This window comes from Streptomyces sp. NPDC051582, assembly GCF_040681715.1.
In the GTDB taxonomy this organism is placed as follows: Bacteria; Actinomycetota; Actinomycetes; order Streptomycetales; family Streptomycetaceae; genus Streptomyces.
Map to the genome: position 1 here is coordinate 151,013 of NZ_JBFAZJ010000018.1, position 21,902 is coordinate 172,914.

Consider the following 21,902-nt stretch of genomic DNA (forward strand, 5'->3'; position numbering starts at 1 on the left):
CTTCAGTCCCCGGGCGGGCAGAACTGCCGCCAGGCGTCCAGTTCGTACTTCTTCTGCAGCGAGCTGAGCCTCAGCTCCTGCGACTGCCCGCACCACTGGCCGATCCGGCCCTCGTACTCCACGTGGAAGACGGCCTTGCCCGCCGCGATGAACGGGGTGAGCAGCTCGCACTCCTCGTACTCGGCGCACTGCTCGTTGACCGCGAAGTCGAAGTCCCCCACCAGCTGCGGGATCTGGTCGAGGTCGTTCTTCAGCCCGACCGCCATGCCCCGGTCGTGGGCCAGCTTCGCGATCAGCCGGTTGTACGCGAGCTGGTCCTCGGCGGTGAGCGGGAAGCCGGAGGTGTTGCGGTAGCCGTCCATGTTGTCCGGCTCCACCGCGTCGAAGCCCTTCTCCCGGCACATGTCGAAGCGCTTCGCCATCAGCGGCTCCAGCTCGGCGAGCCGGCGGATGTCCAGCCAGCGCTCGCCCTCCCAGCCGTTGCCCTCGCCGAGCAGCTCCTTCGGGAAGGTCCCGGCGTCCGGGCGGAACTCCTCCCAGGCGCCGGTGGACAGGTAGCAGATGGTCCGCCGGCCCGCCTTCTCCAGCGCGGCGACCTGCTCCTCGGTGGTGTTGAACCCGTCGACGTCGTACACCGCCGCCTTCACGGAGGTGTCCAGTTTCCCGGTGAGCTGCCACTGCCAGCTGACCTCCGGCGCGGGCTGCCAGCGCTTCCCCGGCACCGGGGCGGGCGACAGGTCGTCAGGCTCGTCCGGCCCCTGGGTGGTACAGGCGGCCAGCAGGAGCAGTACGGCGAGCGGCAGGGCGCGGCCGCCGCGCACCGCCCGGCGCGGCGGGCGGGTCATCCGGCGGCCTCCAGCGCGTACGGGAGGGTCCCCCACGGGTGCGCGCCGGTCCCGGGGACCGCGCAGTGCACCCCGGCCCCCCGCTGCCGGGCGAGCTCGGCGGCGGGCGCGCCCGGCGGGACCGCGTACACGAGGTGGCAGAACCGCTGGGCGGGGTGTTCGGCCGTCCAGTCCGGCACCGACGCCTCCCGGTAGGCGTCCCAGGGGCCCTCGAAGGTGACCAGCAGATCGGCGAGTTCCGCGTAGCCGGGGTGCGGGTGGACCCCGTGGTTGAGGACGAGGGTACGGGCGCCCGCGGCCCGGGCGGCGATCCCGAGCCGCCCGTAGTGCGGGAGCAGGGCCGGTTCGGCGGAGGCCTGGTCGAGGAAGGCGCCGTCGGCGCCGTACCAGTCGCGGTGGCGCAGCAGGTCCTGCACCACCGCGGAGTGCGGGCGGCGTCCGTAGTCGGTGTCGGTGTACCCGAGGACGGGCACCCCGGCGTCGCGCAGCCGCTGTGCCACGGCGGCGAACCGCGGGTCGGGAGCCTCGCCCGGCCCGCTGGCGGGATTGAGCACCACGGAGTGCAGTCGCCCGGCACAGCGGATGAGCCGCTCCCAGTCCTCGGGCCGGTCGGCGGGGTGCTCGTAGAGGGGCACCAGCAGCATCGGGACCTTCTTCTCGTACGGGGTCGGGTGGTCTGGGTGAGGTGATCGGATCAGCGGTGGGCCGTCGCGCGGCCCAGCAGCAGGCAGACGAGCGCACCCAGCGCGGCCGCGGCCGCGGCCGCCACCACCAGCTGGACCAGCCGCGGCTGCCCCACCCCCAGCAGCAGCGCCACGCTCTGCGCCAGCGCCGCCGAGGCGCAGACCACGGCCGCGGGCCGGACCGCCCCGAAGGACTGGAGCAGCAGCCCGGTCCACATCACGGCGCCGAGCAGCAGCAGGGTCGCGGCCCGGATCCCGGTCAGCCCGGGGGCGCCCGGCCAGAGCAGGGTGCCTGCCAGCCCGAGGGCCAGCAGCACCGAAAGGTACGCGGCGAGGCAGCGGCCCAGCGTCCCGAGCATCCGCAGCCAGAACTGCCGGGGCGAGCGGGCCGCCCGCAGCCCGGACAGGCTGCCGCTGCGGAACCGGTGGAGCAGCCATTCGGCGGGACCCATGCTGAGGGTGAGCGCCACCGCCGAGGGGGCGGCGACGGCCTCGGCGGGCCCCCCGGCGAGCACCTCCCCCAGGGCGGCGTACAGCACCAGCAGGCCGGTGCCGAGGCCGAACATCCCGTACGGCACGGAGTCCCCGATCCGGGGTCCGCGCGGCCCGTACTCCTCCTCCGCGCCCCGCAGCATCCGCCAGCGCACCGGGCCCTCCCCGGGCCGGTGTCCGGTCCAGCCCCGGAGCCGGCGCGCCCCGGCCCGTACGCCGTCGGCCACCGGCAGCTCCCGCACGGCGAGGGCGCAGGCGGCCAGCAGCGATGCCACGAGCAGGCCCACCCGTACGGGCACGGGCACCTCGGTGAAGAGCGCGAGCACCGACCCCGCGGCCATCGGGCCGAGCGCGGCGAGCAGCACCCGCTCCCGGCCGAGGACCAGCAGTACGGTGGCGGCGCCGACGTACAGGGCCTGGCCGGCGGCGAAGGCGTAGCTGAACGGCGGCCCGCCGGGCACGGTCAGCGCGGCGGCGATGCCGAGCAGGGCCCCCGCGGGGGCCCCGACCAGCAGGGTCCGCCCGGCGGCGGCCCGGTCTCCGAGGCCCAGCCAGGTGTAGGCGCGGTGGGACAGGGTCTGGTCCCACACCCAGCCGATGAGCGCCCCGGCGAGCAGGGTCAGCGTCCCGGCGGGCAGCCCGAGCCGGTCCTTGGGGCCCTCCAGCAGGGGGGCGCCCAGGACGTAGGCGAGGCCGGGCAGCGCGAAGACCACTCCGCGCAGCAGGCAGGCGGTGAGGGAGACCTTCCAGGGGTCGGGGACGTGCTCCGGTTCCGGGAAGGCGCGGGGCACCCGGGCGTAGAGCTCCTCGGCGAGGCCGAAGGAGTCGTGGCGCCCGTAGGTGAGGCGGATGTGCTCGTCGGTCATCCCGTCGGATTCGAGGACGGCCGCGATCTCGTCGGGGTGGACGGCGGCCGCGATCAACCCGTCGAGGCGCTCGGCGAGTTGGTCCATCGGGTCGCCGGCCGGGCCGTCATCACCCGGCCCCGGCCCGGTGCGACGGGGCCGGGGGATGACGGGGAGGGTGTCCCCGCCGGGGACGCGCAGCCAGAGGGATCCGCTCACCACAGGCTCCCGTCGGCGGCGAGTTCGCGGTACCAGGGGTCGGCGAGCCGCTGGGTCCAGTCGTCGCCCGGGCGGACCGGCAGGACGGGCTGGCCCGCGAGTTCGCGGTAGATGTGGCGGAAGCCGTCCACGGACTGGTGGAGGGTGAACTTCTCGACGACCCGTTTGCGGGAGCGGCGGCCCAGTTCGGCGCGGCGTTCGGGGTCGCGGAGCAGGGCGAGGGCGGCGCGGGCCATGGTCTCCGGTTCGCGCGGCGGGACCACCAGCCCGGTGTCGCCGACCGCCTCGCGCACCCCGCCGACGTCGGTGGAGACGGTGGTGCGCCCGCAGGACATGGCCTCGATGATGCTGAAGGGGAAGCCCTCGCTGATGCTGGAGAGCATGACGATGCTGCCCGCCGCGTAGGCCCGCGCGACGTCCTCGATGCGGCCCTCGTACGAGATCCCGTCGGCCACGCCGAGTTCGGCGCCGAGTTCCTCCAGACGGATCTTGTAGTCCTCGCAGCCGGCCGGGACCGGGCCGAACAGGCGCAGCCGCAGGGCGGGCAGCTCCTCGCGCATGAACGCGTAGGCCCGGATGAGGGTTTCGAGGTCCTTGATCGGGTCGATGCGCCCGCACCAGCTGAGCGTGGGCACCTCGGGTTCGGGTCCCGCGTCGGGGAAGGCGTACGGGTCGACGCCGTTGTAGACCGTGCGGATGCGGTCGGGGGCGGCGCCGCCGCGCTCCTCCCAGCGGCGGTTGTACTGGTTGCACGGGGTGATGAGGTCGGCCTGCCGGTAGCCCTCGGTGTTGAGCTCGCGGTAGAAGCCGAGCAGCAGGGCCTTGACGGGCCAGCGCTGCTCGGCGGTGCGGTAGCCGAGGTAGCGCTCGCGCAGGTAGATGCCGTGCTCGGTGAGGAGGAAGGGCACCTTGTCGAGGTACTTGGCGGCGAGGGCCGGGAGGGTGGCGAGCCCGCTGCTGACCGCGTGCGCGACGCTGTCGGGCGGGATCCGCACGGACAGCGGCCGCAGCGCGTGCTCGATCAGGTCGGTGGCGGTGAGCGCGTCGTGGATGGTGGGCTCGGCCGCGGCGGTGGGGAGGCCGGGCCGGGTCCACACGTCCATCAGCAGGCGCAGGACCGATTCGCAGCGCAGGGCCGGGGCGAGCCGGCCGCCCCGGGCCAGGACGGCGAGTTCGTGCAGGGCCTCGGAGAAACCGCCGTGGGTGGGGTCGAGCAGGGAGAGCAGGAAGGTTTCGTACGTTGCCGTGAACCGGCGGTGCGCCTTGCCCCGCAGGGCCGAGCGGCGGCCGCGGCCGGGCACCGGTCCCCAGAGCGGGACGGCGGTGTGCCGGTAGACGTTGCGGGGCAGCTCCCAGGTGACCGGCTCGCGCCCGGAACCGGTCAGGGCTATGACGTTGAAGTCGACCTCCGGCATCCCGCGTACCAGCTGGTCGCACCAGGTGCTGACTCCCCCGTGGACGTGCGGATAGGTGCCTTCGGTGAGCATGGTGACGTGACGCCCATGACTCATGTGCTGTGTCCCCCCAGGACGGAAAAGGGGCCGGCGCCCGTGTGCGGAGCGCCGGCGCTGGGTGGTACCGGGTGTCGAAGCCGAACAGGGGTCGGCCGGACGGTGGCCGGCCGGCGGTGGCCGGCCGGCGGTGGTCAGCTGGGCAGCTTGAGCGTGACCGCGCTCTGCAGCAGCTCGGGCGAGGTCCACGCCGAGCGGCTGCCCGCGTAGGCGGTGCCGAAGTCGGCGCTGCCCAGCAGGAGCTGCTTCTTGGTGCCGTTGGGCGCGGTCACCGGGGCGACGACGCCGGAGGGCGCCTTGACGGTGACGTCCTTGCCGATGCGGTAGGCGGTGACCTGGTTGTTGGCGACGGCCTTGTCCCAGGCGGCCCGGCGGCTGAGCTCGACGCCGGTGTCCTTCATGCTCTGGTTCACGATCGGGGCGCTGGGCGCGTAGAGCGTGCGGTAGGTGTCGAGGACCTGGTTGAGCACCGGGTAGAGGGTGCGGTCCTCGGCGAGGTTGGACTGGTGGACGTAGTGCGGACGCGGGTCGTTGGCCAGGACGTGGCGCAGGGCGGTGCGTGCCTCGGCGGGGACGATGTAGTCCAGGTAGCCGGTCGCGGTGTTGAGCGGGGCCGGCAGACAGGTGGAGGTCGCCGGGTTGTCCTCGCAGGTGCCGCTGCCGCCCTGGGCGCGGCTGGTGTAGATCCAGTTGTACTCGTCGGCCATCTCCGCGTTGGTGCCCGTGTTGTAGTACACGTTCATCGGGTAACGGGGGACGGTCAGGGCGGCGCCGACGGCGCGCTGCGCGGGCTCGCGCGAGCTGTCGCTGCCCGCCCACTTGACCCCGTTGTCGGCGAGGGCCCCCGCCAGGTTGGGGTTGTCCTGGGCCTGCTGCGGCAGGGTCTTGAGGCCGGAGTGCTCGCCGGTGACGAGCTCGGTGCGGTCGGTGGTGATGCCCTTGGCGGCGGCCCAGTTGTTGTTGTCGCGGATCTGGGCGGAGATGTCGGCCCGGCTCATCCAGTTGATGGCGCCCGCCGCGTTCTTCGTGCAGGTCCACGGGACGACGGCGGTGTTCTGGACGCAGCCGAGGAAGGGGTGGGAGTACGTGTGGTTCATCCAGCGGTATTTGGCCCGGTCGGCGACGAGCTGCGCGGTGAGGGCGTCCGTTCCGCCGTTCTCGGCCTTCCACTCCTCGCCGGCTCCGGCGTTGAAGAGGAGGTCGAGTTTGAAGTTCTTGCTCGTCTGCCACTGCGCCGCGTACTGGGCGTCGGCGGCGGACATCCGGATGGTGCTCTCCTTGCCCTCGCCGCCCGGGCAGGCGTAGTCGCCGGGCGTGCAGTTGAGGTCCTTGCTCCAGCGGGCGTCCGGGGCGAAGACGTCGTCGACGTGGACCGCGAAGTAGTTGCGCTCCTGGCCGAGGTGGATCCCCTGGGTGAGCCAGTCGACGATGCCGCGGGCGAGCAGCCGGAACTGCTGCTGGTACTGGTTGTACCCGAAGGTGACGACCAGTTCGCTGCGCCCGTCGTGGGCGTACTCGCCGACGAGTGAGGCCCGTCCGCCGGCGACGGGTGCGTCGAGGTAGCTGGTGTAGCCGGCCCGCGGCTTGCCCATGAACCCGTAGCTCTCGGGGACCAGGGCGGAGTTGTCCTCGAAGGCGACCTGGCCGCCGAGGTAGTTGAAGGGGCCCGCCTTGCCGGCGGCGGTGACGGCGGCCTGCGTGCCGTCGAGCTGCCCGCTGTAGCCGCCGTTGTCGGTGTACTCCAGTCCGACGCCCGGGTGGGCCCAGGTGTACGCGTCGACCTGGCGGATGCCGTAGGTCGTCTCGTACGCGCTGAGCGCGGCCATCTCGGCCGAGCCCTCGCCGAACGGGTTCTCGTTCGGCAGCACGACGCCCTGGTACTTGGCGCGCGGCCGGCCGTCGACGGTGTCGGCGAGGAACCCGGCGTTGATGACCGGGCGGCCCGAGCTGCCCAGGAGGACCCGGGTGTACGGGACTCCGGTGTCCCGGAGCTCCGCGGTGATGGCGTCGACCGAGCTGCCGCCGTCGTCGACGACGAGCACCTTCAGGTCGATGCGCGGTGTCACGGCCGCGTGCGCGGTCGCGGCGGGCAGTGCCACGGACATCAGCGCTGCCACCCCCATGGCGGCGGCAGCCCTGTTCATCCGGTTCTTGTTGACCATTTCGGCCTTTCCCCCCGCAGGCATCACTCGACTACGGCCCTGTGGCGGTCGGCCGGGCCGAGGAGGCTCTGTGGAAATCATGCAAAGGGACCCCGCGTCCCCTTGCGAGAGTGGGTCGAGTCTCTCCGACCTCGTCAGGTCTAAGGGGCAAACCTGGTGCGGAAACCACGGATGGGTGAATCTCCCGGCGTCTTGATCGAACAACTTGCCAAACCTTCGAGTGGCGTGCGGACGAGCCCGTACGCGTAGGCTCATTTCTGGCGGGGGCCGGGCCGGAATACGATCGCTGCGGATGGCCGGCCACCCACTCGGCCCACAACACAAACGGAAGCGAGACTTCACCACCGTGACTGCTCTGACTCTCAGCACTGCCGGCGCGGCGACGCTGCGCGCCGACGCCCTCGTGGTCGGCGTGGCGAAGGGCCCCAAGGGCCCGGTCGTCGCCGCGGGCGCCGAGGCCGTGGACAAGGCGTACGACGGAAAGCTCGCCGCCGTGCTCGACGCGCTCGGTGCCTCGGGCGCCGAAGGCGAGACCACCAAGCTGCCGGCGCCGGACGGCCTGAAGGTCCCGGTCGTGCTGGCGGTCGGACTGGGCTCCGTCCCCGAGAAGGACGAGTCGTTCGACGAGGAGGCCCTGCGCCGCGCCGCCGGCGCCGCCGCCCGTGCGCTGCACGGCGCCAAGAAGGCCGCCTTCGCCCTCCCGCTGGAGGACGCCTCCGCCGTCACCGCCGTCGCCGAGGGCGCGCTGCTGGGCGCGTACGCCTTCACCGTCTACCAGGGCGGCGAGAAGAAGGCCGGCAAGGGCGCCGAGAAGAACGGCGGCCCGAAGCAGCCGCTCGCCGAGGTGGTCCTGCTGGGCGCCAAGCCGCGCGACAAGGGGCACAAGGCCGCCGCCGAGCGCGCCTCCGTCGTCGCGACCGAGGTCAACGTCGCCCGCGACCTGATCAACACCCCGCCGAACGACCTCACCCCCGAGGCCTTCGCCGCCGTCGCGTCCGCGACCGCCAAGGAGCACGGGATCAAGGTCCAGGTCCTGGACGAGAAGGCGCTCACCAAGGGCGGCTACGGCGGGATCATGGGCGTCGGCAAGGGCTCCGAGAACCCGCCGCGCCTGGTGAAGATCGCCTACACCCACCCCGACGCGGAGAAGCACCTCGCCTTCGTCGGCAAGGGCATCACCTACGACTCGGGCGGCATCTCCCTGAAGCCGGCCGGCCACAACGAGACGATGAAGTGCGACATGTCCGGCGCCGCCGCCGTGTTCGCGTCCGTCGTCGCCGTGGCCAAGCTGGGCCTCCCGGTCAACGTCACCGGCTGGCTCGCGCTCGCCGAGAACATGCCGTCGGGCTCCGCCACCAAGCCCGGCGACGTGCTGCGCATGTACAGCGGCAAGACCGTCGAGGTCCTGAACACCGACGCCGAGGGCCGTCTGGTCCTGGGCGACGCCCTGACCAAGGCCTCCGAGGAGAACCCGGACGCGATCGTCGACGTCGCCACCCTGACCGGCGCGATGGTGCTGGCGCTGGGCGACCGGACCTTCGGGATCATGGCGAACGACGACGCCTTCCGCACCTCGATCCACGAGATCGCCGAGGAGGTCGGCGAGGCCTCCTGGCCGATGCCGCTCCCCGAGGACCTGCGCAAGACCATGGACTCCCCCACCGCCGACATCGCCAACATGGGTGTCCGGATGGGCGGCGGCCTGGTGGCCGGCCTCTTCCTCCAGGAGTTCGTGGGCGAGGGCATCACCTGGGCGCACCTCGACATCGCGGGCCCGGCCTTCCACGAGGGCGCCCCGTACGGCTACACCCCCAAGGGCGGCACCGGCTCCGCCGTGCGCACCCTGGTGCGGCTGGCCGAGCGCACGGCCACCGGCGACCTGGGCTGACGCAGCCCTGACACGGCCCCGCAGCGCCGACTGTGATCTGCCTCAAGCCTTGATCGGATACTCGATCAAGGCTTGAGGCATGTTCACTGACAACGAAATCCGTAGGTTTCTACGCACTGGTAACCCCTACTTCGGGCAGAACGACCTGCCACATCATGGGCCCGGCGTCCCGCGTTCCCCCGACAAATGCGAAGATGGGTTCTCGGCAGGACAGGGCCCCCACCACAGGGCCGAACAACTAGCGGCCGATTACCAGCCGCCGCCCGGTCACAGAGGACCGGTGCCCGGCGCACATGCATGGAGGACGTGACGTGGCGAACGACGCCAGCACCGTTTTCGACCTAGTGATCCTCGGCGGTGGCAGTGGCGGTTACGCCGCGGCTCTGCGCGCATCCCAGCTGGGTCTGGACGTTGCCCTGATCGAGAAGAACAAGCTCGGCGGCACCTGCCTGCACAACGGCTGCATCCCCACGAAGGCCCTGCTCCACGCGGGCGAGATCGCGGACCAGGCGCGCGAAGCCGCCCAGTTCGGCGTGAAGGCCACCTTCGAGGGCATCGACATCGCGGGCGTGCAGAAGTACAAGGACGAGGTCATCTCGGGCCTGTACAAGGGCCTGCAGGGCCTGGTCGCCTCCCGCAAGGTGACGTACATCGAGGGTGAGGGCCGCCTTTCCTCGCCGACCTCCGTCGACGTGAACGGCCAGCGCATCCAGGGCCGCCACGTCCTGCTGGCGACCGGCTCCGTGCCGAAGTCGCTGCCGGGCCTGCAGATCGACGGCAACCGCATCATCTCCTCGGACCACGCGCTGGTCCTGGACCGCGTCCCCGAGTCGGCGATCGTCCTGGGCGGCGGCGTCATCGGCGTCGAGTTCGCCTCGGCGTGGAAGTCCTTCGGCTCCGACATCACCGTGATCGAGGGCCTCAAGCACCTCGTCCCGGTCGAGGACGAGAACAGCTCCAAGCTGCTGGAGCGCGCGTTCCGCAAGCGCGGCATCAAGTTCAACCTCGGCACCTTCTTCGACAAGGCCGAGTACACCGAGAACGGCGTCCGGGTCACCCTCGCGGACGGCAAGACCTTCGAGGCCGAGGTGCTGCTGGTCGCCGTCGGCCGCGGTCCGGTCTCCCAGGGCCTGGGCTACGAGGAGCAGGGCGTCGCGATGGACCGCGGCTACGTCCTGGTCGACGAGTACATGCAGACCAACGTGCCGACGATCTCGGCCGTCGGCGACCTCGTCCCGACCCTGCAGCTCGCGCACGTCGGCTTCGCCGAGGGCATCCTCGTCGCGGAGCGTCTGGCCGGTCTGAAGACCGTCCCGATCGACTACGACGGTGTTCCGCGCGTCACGTACTGCCACCCCGAGGTCGCCTCGGTCGGCATCACCGAGGCCAAGGCCAAGGAGATCTACGGCGCGGACAAGGTCGTGGCCCTGAAGTACAACCTGGCGGGCAACGGCAAGAGCAAGATCCTGAAGACCGCGGGCGAGATCAAGCTCGTCCAGGTCAAGGACGGTGCCGTGGTCGGCGTCCACATGGTCGGTGACCGGATGGGCGAGCAGGTCGGCGAGGCCCAGCTGATCTACAACTGGGAAGCCCTGCCGGCCGAGGTCGCGCAGCTCATCCACGCGCACCCGACCCAGAACGAAGCGCTCGGCGAGGCCCACCTGGCCCTGGCCGGCAAGCCGCTTCACTCCCACGACTAATCCACAGTCACGGGCGCGACGACCACTTCCGCACTTTCGTAAGGAGCAACTGAAACCATGTCGGTTTCCGTAACCCTTCCGGCGCTCGGCGAGAGCGTCACCGAGGGAACTGTCACCCGCTGGCTGAAGGCCGAGGGCGAGCGCGTCGAGGCCGACGAGCCGCTGCTCGAAGTCTCGACCGACAAGGTCGACACCGAGATCCCGTCGCCCGTCTCCGGCATCCTGGCGTCCATCAAGGTCGCCGAGGACGAGACCGTCGAGGTCGGTGCCGAGCTGGCCGTCATCGACGACGGCTCCGGCGCGCCGGCTGCCGCCGAGGCCGAGACGGTCGTCGCCGAGGTTCCGGCCGCGGCCGAGGCTCCGGTCGCCGAGGCCCCCGCGGCCCCGGCCCCGGTGGCCGAGGCTCCGGCCGCCGCCGCTGCGCCCGCCGCCTCCGGCACGGACGTCGTTCTCCCCGCCCTGGGCGAGAGCGTCACCGAGGGCACCGTCACCCGCTGGCTGAAGCAGGTCGGCGAGTCCGTCGAGGCCGACGAGCCGCTGCTTGAGGTCTCCACGGACAAGGTCGACACCGAGATCCCCGCTCCGGTCGCCGGCACCCTGCTGGAGATCCGGATCAACGAGGACGAGACCGCCGAGGTCGGCGCCGTCCTGGCCGTCATCGGCGCCGCCGGTGCCGCTCCGGCCGCCGCCCCGGCTCCGGCCGCGGCTGCCCCGGCCGCCGCCCCGGCCCCGGCCGCTCCGGCTGCCCCGGCTCCGGCCGCTCCGGCTGCCCCGGCTCCGGCCGCTCCGGCTGCCCCGGTCGCCGCCCCGGCTCCGGTCGCCCCGGCCGCCCCGGTCGCCGCCCCGGCTCCCGTGGCCGCTCCGGCTCCGGTCGCCCCGGCTCCGGCCGCCACCCCCGCCGCCGCGGTCTCCGCCGGTGACGAGGGCGCGTACGTGACCCCGCTGGTGCGCAAGCTGGCCTCGGAGTCCGGCGTCGACCTGGCCTCGGTCTCGGGCACCGGTGTCGGTGGCCGCATCCGCAAGCAGGACGTCCTGGCCGCCGCCGAGGCCGCCAAGGCCGCCGCTGCCGCCCCGGCCGCCGCGACCGCCGCCGCTCCCGCCGCGAAGGCCCCGGCCGCCGCGGTGTCCGAGCTGCGCGGTCAGACCGTCAAGATGACCCGCATGCGCAAGGTCATCGGCGACAACATGATGAAGGCGCTGCACTCGCAGGCCCAGCTCAGCTCCGTGGTCGAGGTGGACATCACCAAGATCATGAAGCTCCGCGAGCAGGCCAAGGGCTCCTTCCTGGCCCGCGAGGGCGTCAAGCTCTCGCCGATGCCGTTCTTCGTCAAGGCCGCCGCCCAGGCGCTGAAGGCCCACGCGGTCGTCAACGCCCGGATCAACGACGACGAGGGCACCATCACCTACTTCGACTCGGAGAACATCGGCATCGCCGTGGACTCCGAGAAGGGCCTGATGACCCCGGTCATCAAGGGTGCCGGTGACCTCAACCTGGCGGGCATCTCCAAGGCCACGGCCGACCTGGCCGGCAAGGTCCGCGGCAACAAGATCACGCCGGACGAGCTGTCGGGCGCGACCTTCACCATCAGCAACACCGGTTCGCGCGGTGCGCTGTTCGACACCGTGATCGTTCCCCCGAACCAGGTCGCCATCCTGGGCATCGGTGCCACGGTCAAGCGTCCGATGGTCATCGAGACCCCCGAGGGCACCGTCATCGGCGTCCGCGACATGACGTACCTGACCCTGTCCTACGACCACCGCCTGGTGGACGGCGCGGACGCGGCCCGGTACCTCTCGGCCGTCAAGGCGATCCTGGAAGCCGGCGAGTTCGAGGTCGAGCTCGGCCTCTGAGCCTTTGGCCCCATCGGCGGGCGACTCGTACGGCGCCCCCGCCCGGAACCACTTCGGGCGGGGGCGCCGTCGTCTTACCCTGGTGGGTCCATGTGTGACATCTCGGGGGGCGGCGTATGGCACGGGCACAGGTGACGGATCTCGTCGTGGTACTGCCGGGGATCCTGGGCAGCCGGCTGGCGGACGCCGAGGGCAGAGCGGTCTGGGACCTGTCCGGCCCGGCCCTGTTACGCGGCCTGCGCAGTTTCGGCGGCTCCGTGAGCGCCCTGCGCCTGCCGAAGGACACCGGCGACGGCGACCCGGGCGACGGTGTCGTCCCCGTGGGCCTGATGCCCGATCTGCACGCCCTGCCGGGCATCTGGCACCCGGTGGACGGCTACACGGACCTGCTGCGCTGGCTGGAACGGCATTTCACCCTGTCGGTATCGGACAATCTCCTCACCTTCCCCTACGACTGGCGGCTGTCCTGCCGCAACGCCGCGGAGCGGCTGAAGGGCCGGATCGATCTGGAGCTGGAGCGCTGGCGGGCCTCGGCCCCCGAGCGCCGCGAGGCCCGGGTGGTCTTCCTCTGCCACGGGATGGGCGGGCTGGTCGCCCGGCACTACGCGGAACGCCTCGGCGGGCACGAGGTGACCCGCCGCGTGATCACCCTGGGCACCCCGCACCGGGGCTCCCTGCGGGCCCTGGCCGATCTGGTGGACGGCGGGGGCCTCAGGGACCCGGAGCCGGGCGCCTTCGCCCGCAGCCTGCCGTCCCTGCACCAGCTGGTCCCCGACCACGCCTGCATGGAGGGGCCGGGCGGGCTCGCGCACGTCCGCGATCTGCCGGCGCTGCCGGGCGTGGACGAAGCGCTGCTCGCGGATGCGGCCCGCTTCCACGCCGACCTGCGCGGCACACCGCCGCGGGCCGAGCTGTTCGCGATCGCCGGCGCGGGCCAGCCCACGGCGGTGACCGCGCGGTACGCGGGCGACCGCCTGACCCTCGCCTCGGAGGGCGACGGCGACGGCACGGTCCCGCTGCCCGGCGGGGCACGGCCGGAGAACGGCCCGGCGGGCGGCCGGCCGGGCGGCCCGGCCGCCGGGTCGTGGGCCGCGTACGAGCAGCACGGCTCGCTCCAGAACAACAAGGCCGTACGGGAGGCCCTGCGCGGCCTCTTGGGCGAGGAGCCGGTGCTCCCGCCGGGCGCCGGGCAGCTCTCGGACCCGGCCGCCCGCCTCGGCGTGCGCGTACCCCCCGTACTGTCCGCGGGAGTTCCCTACGAGGTCACGGTCACGGCTCCCGACGACGCGCGGCTCATGGCGGAGCTGCGCCCGGCCGACGGCGGCCGTCCGGTGACCCGGCCCCTGCGGAGCCTGGGCGGCGGCCGCCACGCAGCCGCGTTCCCGCCGCCCGAACCGGGTGCGTACCGGCTGTCGGTGGGGCCGGTCACGGCCCTGAGCCTGATCCGGCGCAGCGCCTTGTAACCAGCCTCACCCAACGGCCCTGACCAGGAACGCATCCCCGCGGCCCACTCCGCCGTATTGTCTACGCATCGAAGCGATGCGCGGCCCCACAGGAGATGAAGCCCCGATGATCACCCCACCCGTCGTGCACTCGCTGCGCGAGCAGATCCGCGAGCACATCGTGGAGGGGATCGTCAGCGGACGCTGGAAGCCCGGCGAGCGGATCGTCGAGCGCCGGATCGCGGTCGAGCTGGAGGTCAGCCAGACGCCCGTGCGCGAGGCCCTGCGCGAGCTGGAGACCCTGCGGCTGATCGAGTCGGCGCCGAACAAGGGCGTGCGCGTGCGGAACCTGTCCGCGGCGGACCTGGAGGAGATCTACCCGGTCCGGGCGGGTCTGGAGCAGATCGCGGCCGAGCTGGCCGCGCCCCGGCTGGCGGCGGACTGCTCCGCGCTGGAGCCGCACGTGGCGGCGCTGTGGGAGGCCGACCGGACCGAGGACGGGACCGCGCAGGTGCGGCACACCGTCGGGTTCCACCGGGAGCTGGTGCGGGCGGCCGGGAACAGCGTCCTGCTGCACACCTGGGAGAGCCTGGGCATCGAGGTCTTCACGGCCCTGTCGATCCGCTGGCTGGGAACCGTGCAGAAGTCGTACGCCGAGGAGCACGCGGCCCTCGTGGAGGCGTTCCGCAGTCAGGATCCGGACATCGGAGTGCTCGTGAAGCGGCATGTCCTGGGGTGCGCGCCCCGCGCCTGACGGGTTGGTCCGTCCCGGTTTGCCCGGCACCGGGTGCCTGATTTCATGGCACCGGGTGCCGACTTTTGGCCGGATGGCCATTTCAGTGTCACATTCATTTGATCGATCATCGATCAGCGATTTACAGTCGTCGACGGACCCCAACCGGGCCCATCGACCCTGTCCTGCCCGTCAGGGATTTTTCACCACCTCTCCTTTGTCCGGAAGGCGGCGCACACCGATGTCCGACCCCGTAGGAAAGCTTCCGAGCGAGCTCGACCAGCTCCCGGACCGCGACACCGAGGAGACCGCCGAATGGGCGGCCTCCCTGGACGCCGTCGCCAAGGCCGCCGGTACGCGCCGCGCCGAATACCTGCTCCGCCGCACCCTCCAGCACGCCGAAGCCGCCGGCCTCGCCCTGCCGAAGCTGCTGGAGACGGACTACGTCAACACCATCCCCACCTCCGCCGAGCCCGAGTTCCCGGGTGACATGGAGATGGAAGCCAAGATCACCGCATGGAACCGCTGGAACGCGGCCGCCATGGTGACCCGCGGCTCCAAGTACGGCGTCGGCGGCCACATCGCCACCTTCGCCTCGGCGGCCTGGCTCTACGAGACCGGCTTCCAGCACTTCTTCCGCGGGAAGGAGGCCGACGGATCGGGCGACCAGCTCTACATCCAGGGCCACGCCTCCCCCGGCATCTACGCCCGCGCCTTCCTCGACGGGCGCATCTCCGAGCAGCAGCTCGACAACTTCCGCCAGGAGTCCGGCGGCAACGGCCTGCCGTCCTACCCGCACCCGCGGCGCCTGCCGTGGCTGTGGGAGTTCCCGACGGTCTCCATGGGCCTCGGCCCGCTCTCCGCGATCTACCAGGCGCGCTTCAACCGCTACCTGCAGAACCGGAACATCAAGGACACCGCCAACTCGCACGTCTGGGCCTTCCTGGGCGACGGCGAGATGGACGAGCCCGAGTCGACCGCCGCCCTGGCCCTGGCCTCCCGCGAGCAGCTCGACAACCTGACCTTCGTCATCAACTGCAACCTGCAGCGCCTCGACGGTCCGGTCCGCGCCAACTTCCGCGTGGTCCAGGAGCTGGAGGCGCAGTTCCGCGGCGCCGGCTGGAACGTCATCAAGTCGCTGTGGGGCTCCGCCTGGGACGAGCTGTTCCGGCTCGACACCACGGGCGCCCTCGTACGCCGCCTGCGCGAGGTACCCGACGCGCAGTTCCAGACGTACGCGACCCGCGACGTGGCCTACATCCGCCAGCACTTCTTCGGCGCCAACGCCGAGCTCGTGCAGCTGGCCGGGGTGCTCTCCGACGCGAAGATCGCCGAGTGCTTCCACAGCTCCCGCGGCGGCCACGAGCCCCGCAAGGTCTACGCCGCGTACAAGGCCGCCGTGGAGCACAAGGGCGCGCCGACGGTCATCCTCGCGCAGACCGTCAAGGGCTACACGCTGGGCGCCGGGTTCGAGTCGAAGAACGCGAACCACCAGATGAAGAAGCTGACGATCGACGAGTTCAAGGGCATGCGCGACCTGCTCGGACTCCCGATCCCGGACAGCGCCTTCGCCGACGGCGTCGTCCCGTACGGCCACCCGGGCGCGAACAGCCCCGAGGTGCGGTACCTGAACGAGCGCCGCGCGGCCCTCGGCGGCCCGGCCCCGGCCCGCAAGGTGCACCACGTGGCCCTGCCGGCTCCGGCCGAGCGCTCCTTCGCCCCGCTGATCAAGGGCTCCGGCAAGCAGGAGATGGCCACGACCATGGCCTTCGTCCGGCTCGTCAAGGACCTGATGCGGGACAAGGAGACCGGCAAGCGCTGGGTGCCGATCGTCCCCGACGAGGCCCGCACCTTCGGCATGGAGTCGCTCTTCCCGTCGGCCGGCATCTACTCGCCGCTGGGCCAGACGTACGAGCCGGTCGACCGCGACCAGCTCATGTACTACAAGGAAGCCAAGGACGGCCAGATCCTCAACGAGGGGATCACCGAGGCCGGCGCCATGGCCGACTTCATCGCCGCCTGCACGTCGTACGCGACGCACGGCGAGCCGATGATCCCGTTCTACATCTTCTACTCGATGTTCGGCTGGCAGCGCACCGCCGACCAGATGTGGCAGCTCGCCGACCAGCTCGGCAAGGGCTTCATCGTCGGCGCCACCGCCGGTCGTACGACCCTGACCGGTGAGGGCCTCCAGCACGCGGACGGCCACTCGCACCTCATCGCGTCCACGAACCCGGCGTCGCTCAACTACGACCCGGCGTTCGCGTACGAGATCGCGGTGATCGTCAAGGACGGCCTGCGCCGCATGTACGGCGAGAAGCCGGAAGACGTCTTCTACTACCTGACGGTCTACAACGAGCCGAAGGTGCAGCCGGCCATGCCCGAGGGCGTGGAGGAGGGCATCCTCAAGGGCCTCTACCGCTTCAACGAGGCCTCCTCGCTGGAGTCCGCCCCGGCCGCCGACGCCCCGAAGATCCAGCTGATGGCCTCCGGTACGGCCATCCACTGGGCCCTCGACGCCCAGAAGCTGCTCGCCGCCGACTGGAACGTGGCCGCCGACGTCTGGTCCGCCACCTCCTGGGGCGAGCTGCGCCGCGAGGCGCTGGAGTGCGACGAGGCGCTGCTGCGCGGCGAGGTCCGCACCCCGTACGTCACGCGTGCGCTGGAGGGCGTCACCAGCCCGGTGCTGGCCGTCTCCGACTGGATGCGCCAGGTCCCGGACCAGATCAGCCAGTGGGTGGAGCAGGACTGGACCTCGCTCGGCACGGACGGCTTCGGCCTGTCCGACACCCGCGAGGGCGCCCGCCGCCACTTCGGCGTGGACGCGCAGTCGATCGTGGTGGCCGCGCTGGCCCAGCTCGCCCGCCGCGGCGAGGTTCCGGCCTCCGCCATAAAGGAAGCCCGCGAGCGCTACGGCCTCTGAGCCGCAAGCAGACCGCGCCGTGAGGCGGTCCGCCCCTTCAGGGGGCGGACCGCCTCACGGCGTTTCCCGCCCCGGGCGCGTCGTCCGGGATCTTCCCGGCCTTTGGCCGTATGAGCGGTGGCGGCGAGGGGGCGCACCCGTGATGCTTGAGCGGTGATGGACGAGACGGAGTTCTGGGAGATCGTCGACCGTACCCGCGAGGCCGCCGAGGGCGACCCCGAGGAGCACGCCGAGCTGCTCGTGGAGCGGCTGGCGCAGCTCGATCCGGACTCCGTCCTGGACTTCGCCCGGCACTTCGAGTCCCGGTACAACCGGGCGTACACGTGGGACCTGTGGGGCGCGGCGTGGGTGCTGCTCGACGGGGCGAGCGACGACGCGTTCGACTACTTCCGCTGCTGGCTGATCGGCCAGGGGCGGGAGGTGTTCGAGGGCGGGGTGCACGATCCGGACGCGCTCGCGGAGCTCCTGGACGAGTTCGACGAGGAGATCGACGGGGACGGCGAGGAGCTCGGGTACGCGGCCGACGAGGCGTACGAGCAGCTGACGGGGGTGGTGGCGCCGGACCTGGGCGTCGCGCTGCAGGCGGCCGAGCCGGAGGGCGCTGCGCTGGACTTCGAGAACGAAGCCGTGCTCGCGGAGCGCTTCCCCCGGCTCTGGGACCGTTTTCGCGCCTAGCGCCTAGCGCCTAGCGCCTAGCGCCTAGCGCCTAGCGCCTAGCGCCCGGCGCCCGGCGCCCGGCGCCCGGCGACCTGGGGCCGGCCGCCGTCCGACGGCCGCCGTCCGCTAGTAGTGGGTGCCGCCGTCGATCCGGATCTCCGTACCGGTGATGAAGGCGCCGTCCTCGGAGCCCAGCATGGCGACGACGCCGGCGACCGTCTGCGGGCCGGCGAAGCCCTGGCCGAGGGCCGGGGCCAGCTTGGTGAACAGGCTCCAGTCGGTGTCCTCGGGCAGGCCCGGGCCGTTGCCCGTGGTCATGCCGCTCTCGATGGAGCCGGGCGCGACGGCGACGAAGCGCAGGCCCTGCTTGCTGTACTCGGCGGCCAGGGCGTGGGTCATGGACTGGATGCCGCCCTTGCTGGCCGCGTAGGCGGCCATGTAGGGGTGGGCGAAGGACGCCGAGGTGGAGCTGAAGTTCACGACGACCGGCTGGTCGCCCTCCAGCAGCGCCGGGAGCGCCTCGCGGATCACGAGGAACGTGCCGGTCAGGTTGACCGCGATGACCTTGTTCCAGAAGTCGAGCGTGGTCTGGTGGGTGTGCGCGGAGCGCAGGATGCCGGCGGCGTTGACGAGTACGTCGAGCCCGCCGAGGCCCTGGACCGCGGCGGCGACGCCGCTCTGGACGGCCGCCTCGTCGGATATGTCGAGGACGGCCGTGGTGAGGCGGTCCGCGTGCCCGTCGGCGGTGGCCTGCTCCGCGGTGCCCCCCAGCCCCTCTTCGTTGACGTCCACGGTGTGCACGCGGCCGCCCTCGGCGAGGATGCGGTGAACGGTGGCCCGGCCGATGCCGGAGCCGCCGCCGGTGATGAGGACGCGACGTCCTTCGTAACGGTTCATGGGCCGAGCGTACCGCCGGTGTGACACGTTTTGCCAGTACGTCACGAATTGCATTCCGAATCGAACCGGGAGGTAGTCTTCACCCGTGAGATCCCCTCGTCCGTACTCTCCCGTGGCCGGTCCCGGAGCCCAGTCGCTGACCGAGCGCCGCAAGGCCGCCACCCAGCTCGACATCGCGCGCGCGGCCTGCGAGCTCTTCGCCGAACACGGCCCCGACGGCACCACCGCCGAGGACATCGCGCACCGCGCGGGCGTGGCGCTGCGTACGTTCTACCGGTACTTCCGCAACAAGCAGGAGGCCGTGGGCCCGCTGCTGGCCGGTGGCGGAGACGCCTGGCGCGCCCTGCTCGCCGAGGAGGACCCCGGCACCCCGCTCGACGAGGCCCTGGAACGCGCGGTGACCCGCTCGCTGAGCGACTCCCAGGTGGTCGAGGAGGGCTTGGAGGTCACCCGCGGCCTGCTCCGCGCCGCCGCGACCGACGAGGCGCTGCGCGCGGTCTGGTACCGCGTGAACCAGGACTCCGAGGAGCGCCTGGTCCCGGTGATCGCCCGCCTGGCCGGCGAGAACGCCGATCCCCTGGGCGTACGCCTCCTCGCGGCGGCCGCCACGGACGCCATCCGCATCGCCCTGGAACTCTGGTCGACGACGGAAGCCCCGGTCTCCGGCCCCGGCTCCCCACCCGAGCTGGCGGTCCGCTGCCTCCGTGAACTGACGACGGGCATGCCCCTGCTCCGCCGCTCCAAGCCCCCCGCCCCGCCGTCCGCCTGAGCGGGGGCGGGCGGCGACGCACCGACAACAAAACGGCCCCGCCGCTCTCCGGAGAGAGTGACGGGGCCGCCGTGCGCGCTGTTTCTTAGATGTCGAAGTACATCTCGAACTCGTGCGGGTGCGGGCGCAGGGCGATCGGGGCGATCTCGTGCGTGCGCTTGTAGTCGATCCAGGTCTCGATCAGGTCCGGGGTGAAGACGCCGCCGGCCAGGAGGTACTCGTGGTCGGCCTCCAGGGCCTTGAGGACGTCCTCCAGGCTGGTCGGGACCTGCGGGACGCTCGCGTGCTCGTCCGGGGAGAGCTCGTAGAGGTCCTTGTCGATCGGCTCCATCGGCTCGATCTTGTTCTTCACACCGTCGAGGCCGGCCAGCAGGAGGGCCGCGAACGCCAGGTACGGGTTCGAGGACGGGTCCGGGGCACGGAACTCGACGCGCTTGGCCTTCGGGTTCGAGCCGGTGATCGGGATGCGCATCGCGGCGGAGCGGTTGCGCTGCGAGTACACCATGTTGACCGGCGCCTCGAAGCCCGGGACCAGGCGGTGGTACGAGTTCACCGTCGGGTTGGTGAAGGCGAGCAGCGACGGGGCGTGCTTGAGGATGCCGCCGATGTAGTAGCGGGCGGTGTCCGACAGGCCCGCGTAGCCGGCCTCGTCGTAGAACAGCGGGTCGCCGTTCGCCCACAGCGACTGGTGGACGTGCATGCCCGAGCCGTTGTCACCGAAGATCGGCTTCGGCATGAAGGTCGCGGTCTTGCCGTTGCGCCAGGCGACGTTCTTCACGATGTACTTGAAGAGCATCAGGTCGTCGGCCGCGGCCAGCAGCGTGTTGAACTTGTAGTTGATCTCGGCCTGGCCGCCGGTGCCGACCTCGTGGTGCTGGCGCTCGACCTGGAGGCCCTGGGCGTCCAGCTCAAGGGAGATCTCGGCGCGCAGGTCGGCGAAGTGGTCGACCGGGGCTACGGGGAAGTAACCACCCTTGTAGCGGACCTTGTAGCCGCGGTTGTTCTCCTCGGAACCGGTGTTCCAGGCGCCGGCCTCGGAGTCGATGTGGTAGAAGCCCTCGTTCGCGGAGGTCGCGAAGCGCACGCTGTCGAACACGTAGAACTCGGCCTCGGGGCCGAAGTACGCGGTGTCGGCGATGCCGGTGGAGGCGAGGTACGCCTCGGCCTTCTTCGCGATGTTGCGCGGGTCGCGGCTGTAGGCCTCACCCGTGATCGGGTCGTGGATGAAGAAGTTGATGTTGAGCGTCTTGTCCTTGCGGAACGGGTCCAGGCGCGCGGTGGTGATGTCGGCACGCAGCGCCATGTCGGACTCGTGGATCGCCTGGAAGCCGCGGATGGAGGAGCCGTCGAAGGCGAGCTCCTCCGCCGGGTCGAACGCCCGAGCCGGGATGGTGAAGTGCTGCATCACACCAGGCAGGTCGCAGAAGCGGACGTCGACGAACTTGACGTCGTTCTCCTCGATGTACTGCTTCACTTCGTCGGCGTTCTGGAACATCCAACTCCTCCTACTCCCGGCCCCGGGGCAGGGCGGGCTTTATAGCTCGTGGTGCGTCAGTGCGGTGCCGCACGCTGACCCGACCATAAGCAGGCGGGATTTCTCAAGCATGACCCATTTGTTTCGCTCAAGTTAACCAGGGTCCCGTCGGAACGCCGTCGGACACCACCGGTACCGTGGTCGGGTGGACAACAGACAGGCAATCGGATCCTGGCTCTCCGGCCCCCGCGCGGCCGCCGAGGACATGGGCGTCGACTTCGGTTACCGGGGCCAGCGGCTCGGCCTGCCCCAGGAGGGGCCGGGCTCCGTGGCGCGCTTCGGCCGCCGCCTCGGCGGTCTGGCCATCGACTGGGTCGGCTGCCAGGTGATCGCGTTCGGGCTGATCACGCACGGCAACGCGACCGCCACCGGCAACTGGACCCTGGCCCTCTTCGTGGTGCTGAGCATCCTCACCCTCGGCACCGTGGGCTTCACCCCCGGCAAGCGGCTGGTGGGCCTGCGCGTCGTCGCGGAGGACGGCGGCCGCCTGGGCATCGGCCGGGTCGCGCTGCGTACGGTGCTGCTCGCCCTCGTCATCCCGGCGCTGGTCTGGGACCGGGACGGGCGCGGCCTGCACGACCGCCTCGCCCGCGCCGTCCAGGTCCGCATCTAGGCATACGGAACGCAGAGACGGGACGGGGGCGCCCCCCGAGCCGGCCGGCTCGGGGGGGGGCCCCCCCCAGCGGGACCCAACCCGGGCCCCCCCCCAGTAACGCCCCCCCCCGGCCCCCGGGCAGGGGGGAGCGGGCCC

16 protein-coding genes are annotated in these 21,902 nt (G+C 71.8%); 9 read left to right on the forward strand and 7 right to left on the reverse strand.

Annotation, left to right across the window (positions count from 1 at the left end):
- Nucleotides 1–2: 2 nt before the first annotated feature.
- The 5 genes from AB0M92_RS23635 to AB0M92_RS23655 all read right to left on the reverse strand — a co-directional run bounded on the left by AB0M92_RS23635 (nt 3) and on the right by AB0M92_RS23655 (nt 6,757).
- On the reverse strand, nt 3–845 hold the full coding sequence (locus AB0M92_RS23635; protein ID WP_366104253.1) for an endo alpha-1,4 polygalactosaminidase: 843 nt from the start codon (nt 843–845) through the stop codon (nt 3–5).
- Nucleotides 842–1,489, reverse strand: coding sequence for a spherulation-specific family 4 protein (locus AB0M92_RS23640; protein ID WP_366104254.1), 648 nt, complete (start codon nt 1,487–1,489; stop codon nt 842–844). The genes AB0M92_RS23635 and AB0M92_RS23640 overlap by 4 nt, the downstream gene beginning before the upstream one ends.
- A gap of 50 nt (nt 1,490–1,539) precedes the next feature.
- Nucleotides 1,540–3,084, reverse strand: a complete 1,545-nt coding sequence (locus tag AB0M92_RS23645) for a hypothetical protein (protein ID WP_366104255.1) — start codon at nt 3,082–3,084, stop codon at nt 1,540–1,542.
- Nucleotides 3,081–4,595, reverse strand: a complete 1,515-nt coding sequence (gene pelF / locus AB0M92_RS23650) for a GT4 family glycosyltransferase PelF (RefSeq protein WP_366104256.1) — start codon at nt 4,593–4,595, stop codon at nt 3,081–3,083. Before pelF ends, AB0M92_RS23645 begins: the two co-directional genes overlap by 4 nt.
- A 134-nt stretch (nt 4,596–4,729) precedes the next feature.
- Nucleotides 4,730–6,757 carry a hypothetical protein gene (locus AB0M92_RS23655; RefSeq protein WP_366104257.1) on the reverse strand — a complete coding sequence of 676 codons (2,028 nt, stop codon included), beginning with the start codon at nt 6,755–6,757 and terminating at the stop codon, nt 4,730–4,732.
- A gap of 346 nt (nt 6,758–7,103) precedes the next feature.
- On the opposite strand from AB0M92_RS23655, the gene AB0M92_RS23660 reads away from it, so the two are divergent.
- From AB0M92_RS23660 to AB0M92_RS23690, 7 genes are all read left to right on the forward strand, one after another.
- A complete protein-coding gene (locus AB0M92_RS23660) occupies nt 7,104–8,645 on the forward strand; it encodes a leucyl aminopeptidase (protein ID WP_366104258.1) in 1,542 nt (513 codons plus the stop codon).
- 311 nt (nt 8,646–8,956) lie between these two features.
- Entirely contained in the window at nt 8,957–10,345 is a 1,389-nt protein-coding gene (lpdA, locus tag AB0M92_RS23665; RefSeq protein WP_030863427.1) for a dihydrolipoyl dehydrogenase, read from the forward strand.
- Nucleotides 10,346–10,402: 57 nt separating this feature from the next.
- Nucleotides 10,403–12,196: a 2-oxoglutarate dehydrogenase, E2 component, dihydrolipoamide succinyltransferase gene (gene sucB / locus AB0M92_RS23670; protein WP_366104259.1), complete on the forward strand. Its 1,794-nt coding sequence runs from the start codon at nt 10,403–10,405 to the stop codon at nt 12,194–12,196.
- A 116-nt stretch (nt 12,197–12,312) separates the two neighbouring features.
- Nucleotides 12,313–13,659, forward strand: coding sequence for a hypothetical protein (locus AB0M92_RS23675; RefSeq protein WP_366104260.1), 1,347 nt, complete (start codon nt 12,313–12,315; stop codon nt 13,657–13,659).
- Between the two features lie 109 nt (nt 13,660–13,768).
- Nucleotides 13,769–14,392 carry a GntR family transcriptional regulator gene (locus tag AB0M92_RS23680; RefSeq protein WP_030156168.1) on the forward strand — a complete coding sequence of 208 codons (624 nt, stop codon included), beginning with the start codon at nt 13,769–13,771 and terminating at the stop codon, nt 14,390–14,392.
- Between the two features lie 220 nt (nt 14,393–14,612).
- Nucleotides 14,613–17,294 carry a pyruvate dehydrogenase (acetyl-transferring), homodimeric type gene (gene aceE, locus AB0M92_RS23685; RefSeq protein WP_366104261.1) on the forward strand — a complete coding sequence of 894 codons (2,682 nt, stop codon included), beginning with the start codon at nt 14,613–14,615 and terminating at the stop codon, nt 17,292–17,294.
- A 156-nt stretch (nt 17,295–17,450) separates the two neighbouring features.
- Nucleotides 17,451–17,969 (forward strand): DUF4240 domain-containing protein, encoded by a 519-nt coding sequence (locus tag AB0M92_RS23690; RefSeq protein ID WP_366104273.1) that lies wholly within the window; start codon nt 17,451–17,453, stop codon nt 17,967–17,969.
- 108 nt (nt 17,970–18,077) lie between these two features.
- Here the strand turns inward: AB0M92_RS23690 and AB0M92_RS23695 are convergent, their stop codons facing one another.
- The gene (locus tag AB0M92_RS23695; RefSeq protein ID WP_366104262.1) at nt 18,078–18,848 is read right to left on the reverse strand and encodes an SDR family oxidoreductase; all 771 of its coding nucleotides are present in this window, start codon (nt 18,846–18,848) and stop codon (nt 18,078–18,080) included.
- Between the two features lie 85 nt (nt 18,849–18,933).
- On the opposite strand from AB0M92_RS23695, the gene AB0M92_RS23700 reads away from it, so the two are divergent.
- Nucleotides 18,934–19,617, forward strand: coding sequence for a TetR family transcriptional regulator (locus AB0M92_RS23700; RefSeq protein WP_366104263.1), 684 nt, complete (start codon nt 18,934–18,936; stop codon nt 19,615–19,617).
- Between the two features lie 85 nt (nt 19,618–19,702).
- Here the strand turns inward: AB0M92_RS23700 and glnA are convergent, their stop codons facing one another.
- The gene (gene glnA / locus AB0M92_RS23705) at nt 19,703–21,112 is read right to left on the reverse strand and encodes a type I glutamate--ammonia ligase (RefSeq protein ID WP_030863412.1); all 1,410 of its coding nucleotides are present in this window, start codon (nt 21,110–21,112) and stop codon (nt 19,703–19,705) included.
- A 184-nt stretch (nt 21,113–21,296) separates the two neighbouring features.
- Here glnA and AB0M92_RS23710 point away from each other — a divergent pair, with 184 nt between their 5' ends.
- Nucleotides 21,297–21,764 (forward strand): RDD family protein, encoded by a 468-nt coding sequence (locus tag AB0M92_RS23710; RefSeq protein WP_366104264.1) that lies wholly within the window; start codon nt 21,297–21,299, stop codon nt 21,762–21,764.
- The last annotated feature ends 138 nt before the right edge of the window (nt 21,765–21,902 follow it).

Coding starts and splice junctions, on each gene's coding strand:
- glnA (WP_030863412.1), bottom strand. CDS start 21,112: ATGTTCCAGAACGCCGACGAAGTGAAGCAGTACATCGAGGAGAACGAC.
- AB0M92_RS23635 (WP_366104253.1), bottom strand. CDS start 845: ATGACCCGCCCGCCGCGCCGGGCGGTGCGCGGCGGCCGCGCCCTGCCG.
- AB0M92_RS23675 (WP_366104260.1), top strand. CDS start 12,313: ATGGCACGGGCACAGGTGACGGATCTCGTCGTGGTACTGCCGGGGATC.
- AB0M92_RS23655 (WP_366104257.1), bottom strand. CDS start 6,757: ATGGTCAACAAGAACCGGATGAACAGGGCTGCCGCCGCCATGGGGGTG.
- AB0M92_RS23695 (WP_366104262.1), bottom strand. CDS start 18,848: ATGAACCGTTACGAAGGACGTCGCGTCCTCATCACCGGCGGCGGCTCC.
- AB0M92_RS23640 (WP_366104254.1), bottom strand. CDS start 1,489: ATGCTGCTGGTGCCCCTCTACGAGCACCCCGCCGACCGGCCCGAGGAC.
- sucB (WP_366104259.1), top strand. CDS start 10,403: ATGTCGGTTTCCGTAACCCTTCCGGCGCTCGGCGAGAGCGTCACCGAG.
- aceE (WP_366104261.1), top strand. CDS start 14,613: ATGTCCGACCCCGTAGGAAAGCTTCCGAGCGAGCTCGACCAGCTCCCG.
- pelF (WP_366104256.1), bottom strand. CDS start 4,595: ATGAGTCATGGGCGTCACGTCACCATGCTCACCGAAGGCACCTATCCG.
- AB0M92_RS23690 (WP_366104273.1), top strand. CDS start 17,451: ATGGACGAGACGGAGTTCTGGGAGATCGTCGACCGTACCCGCGAGGCC.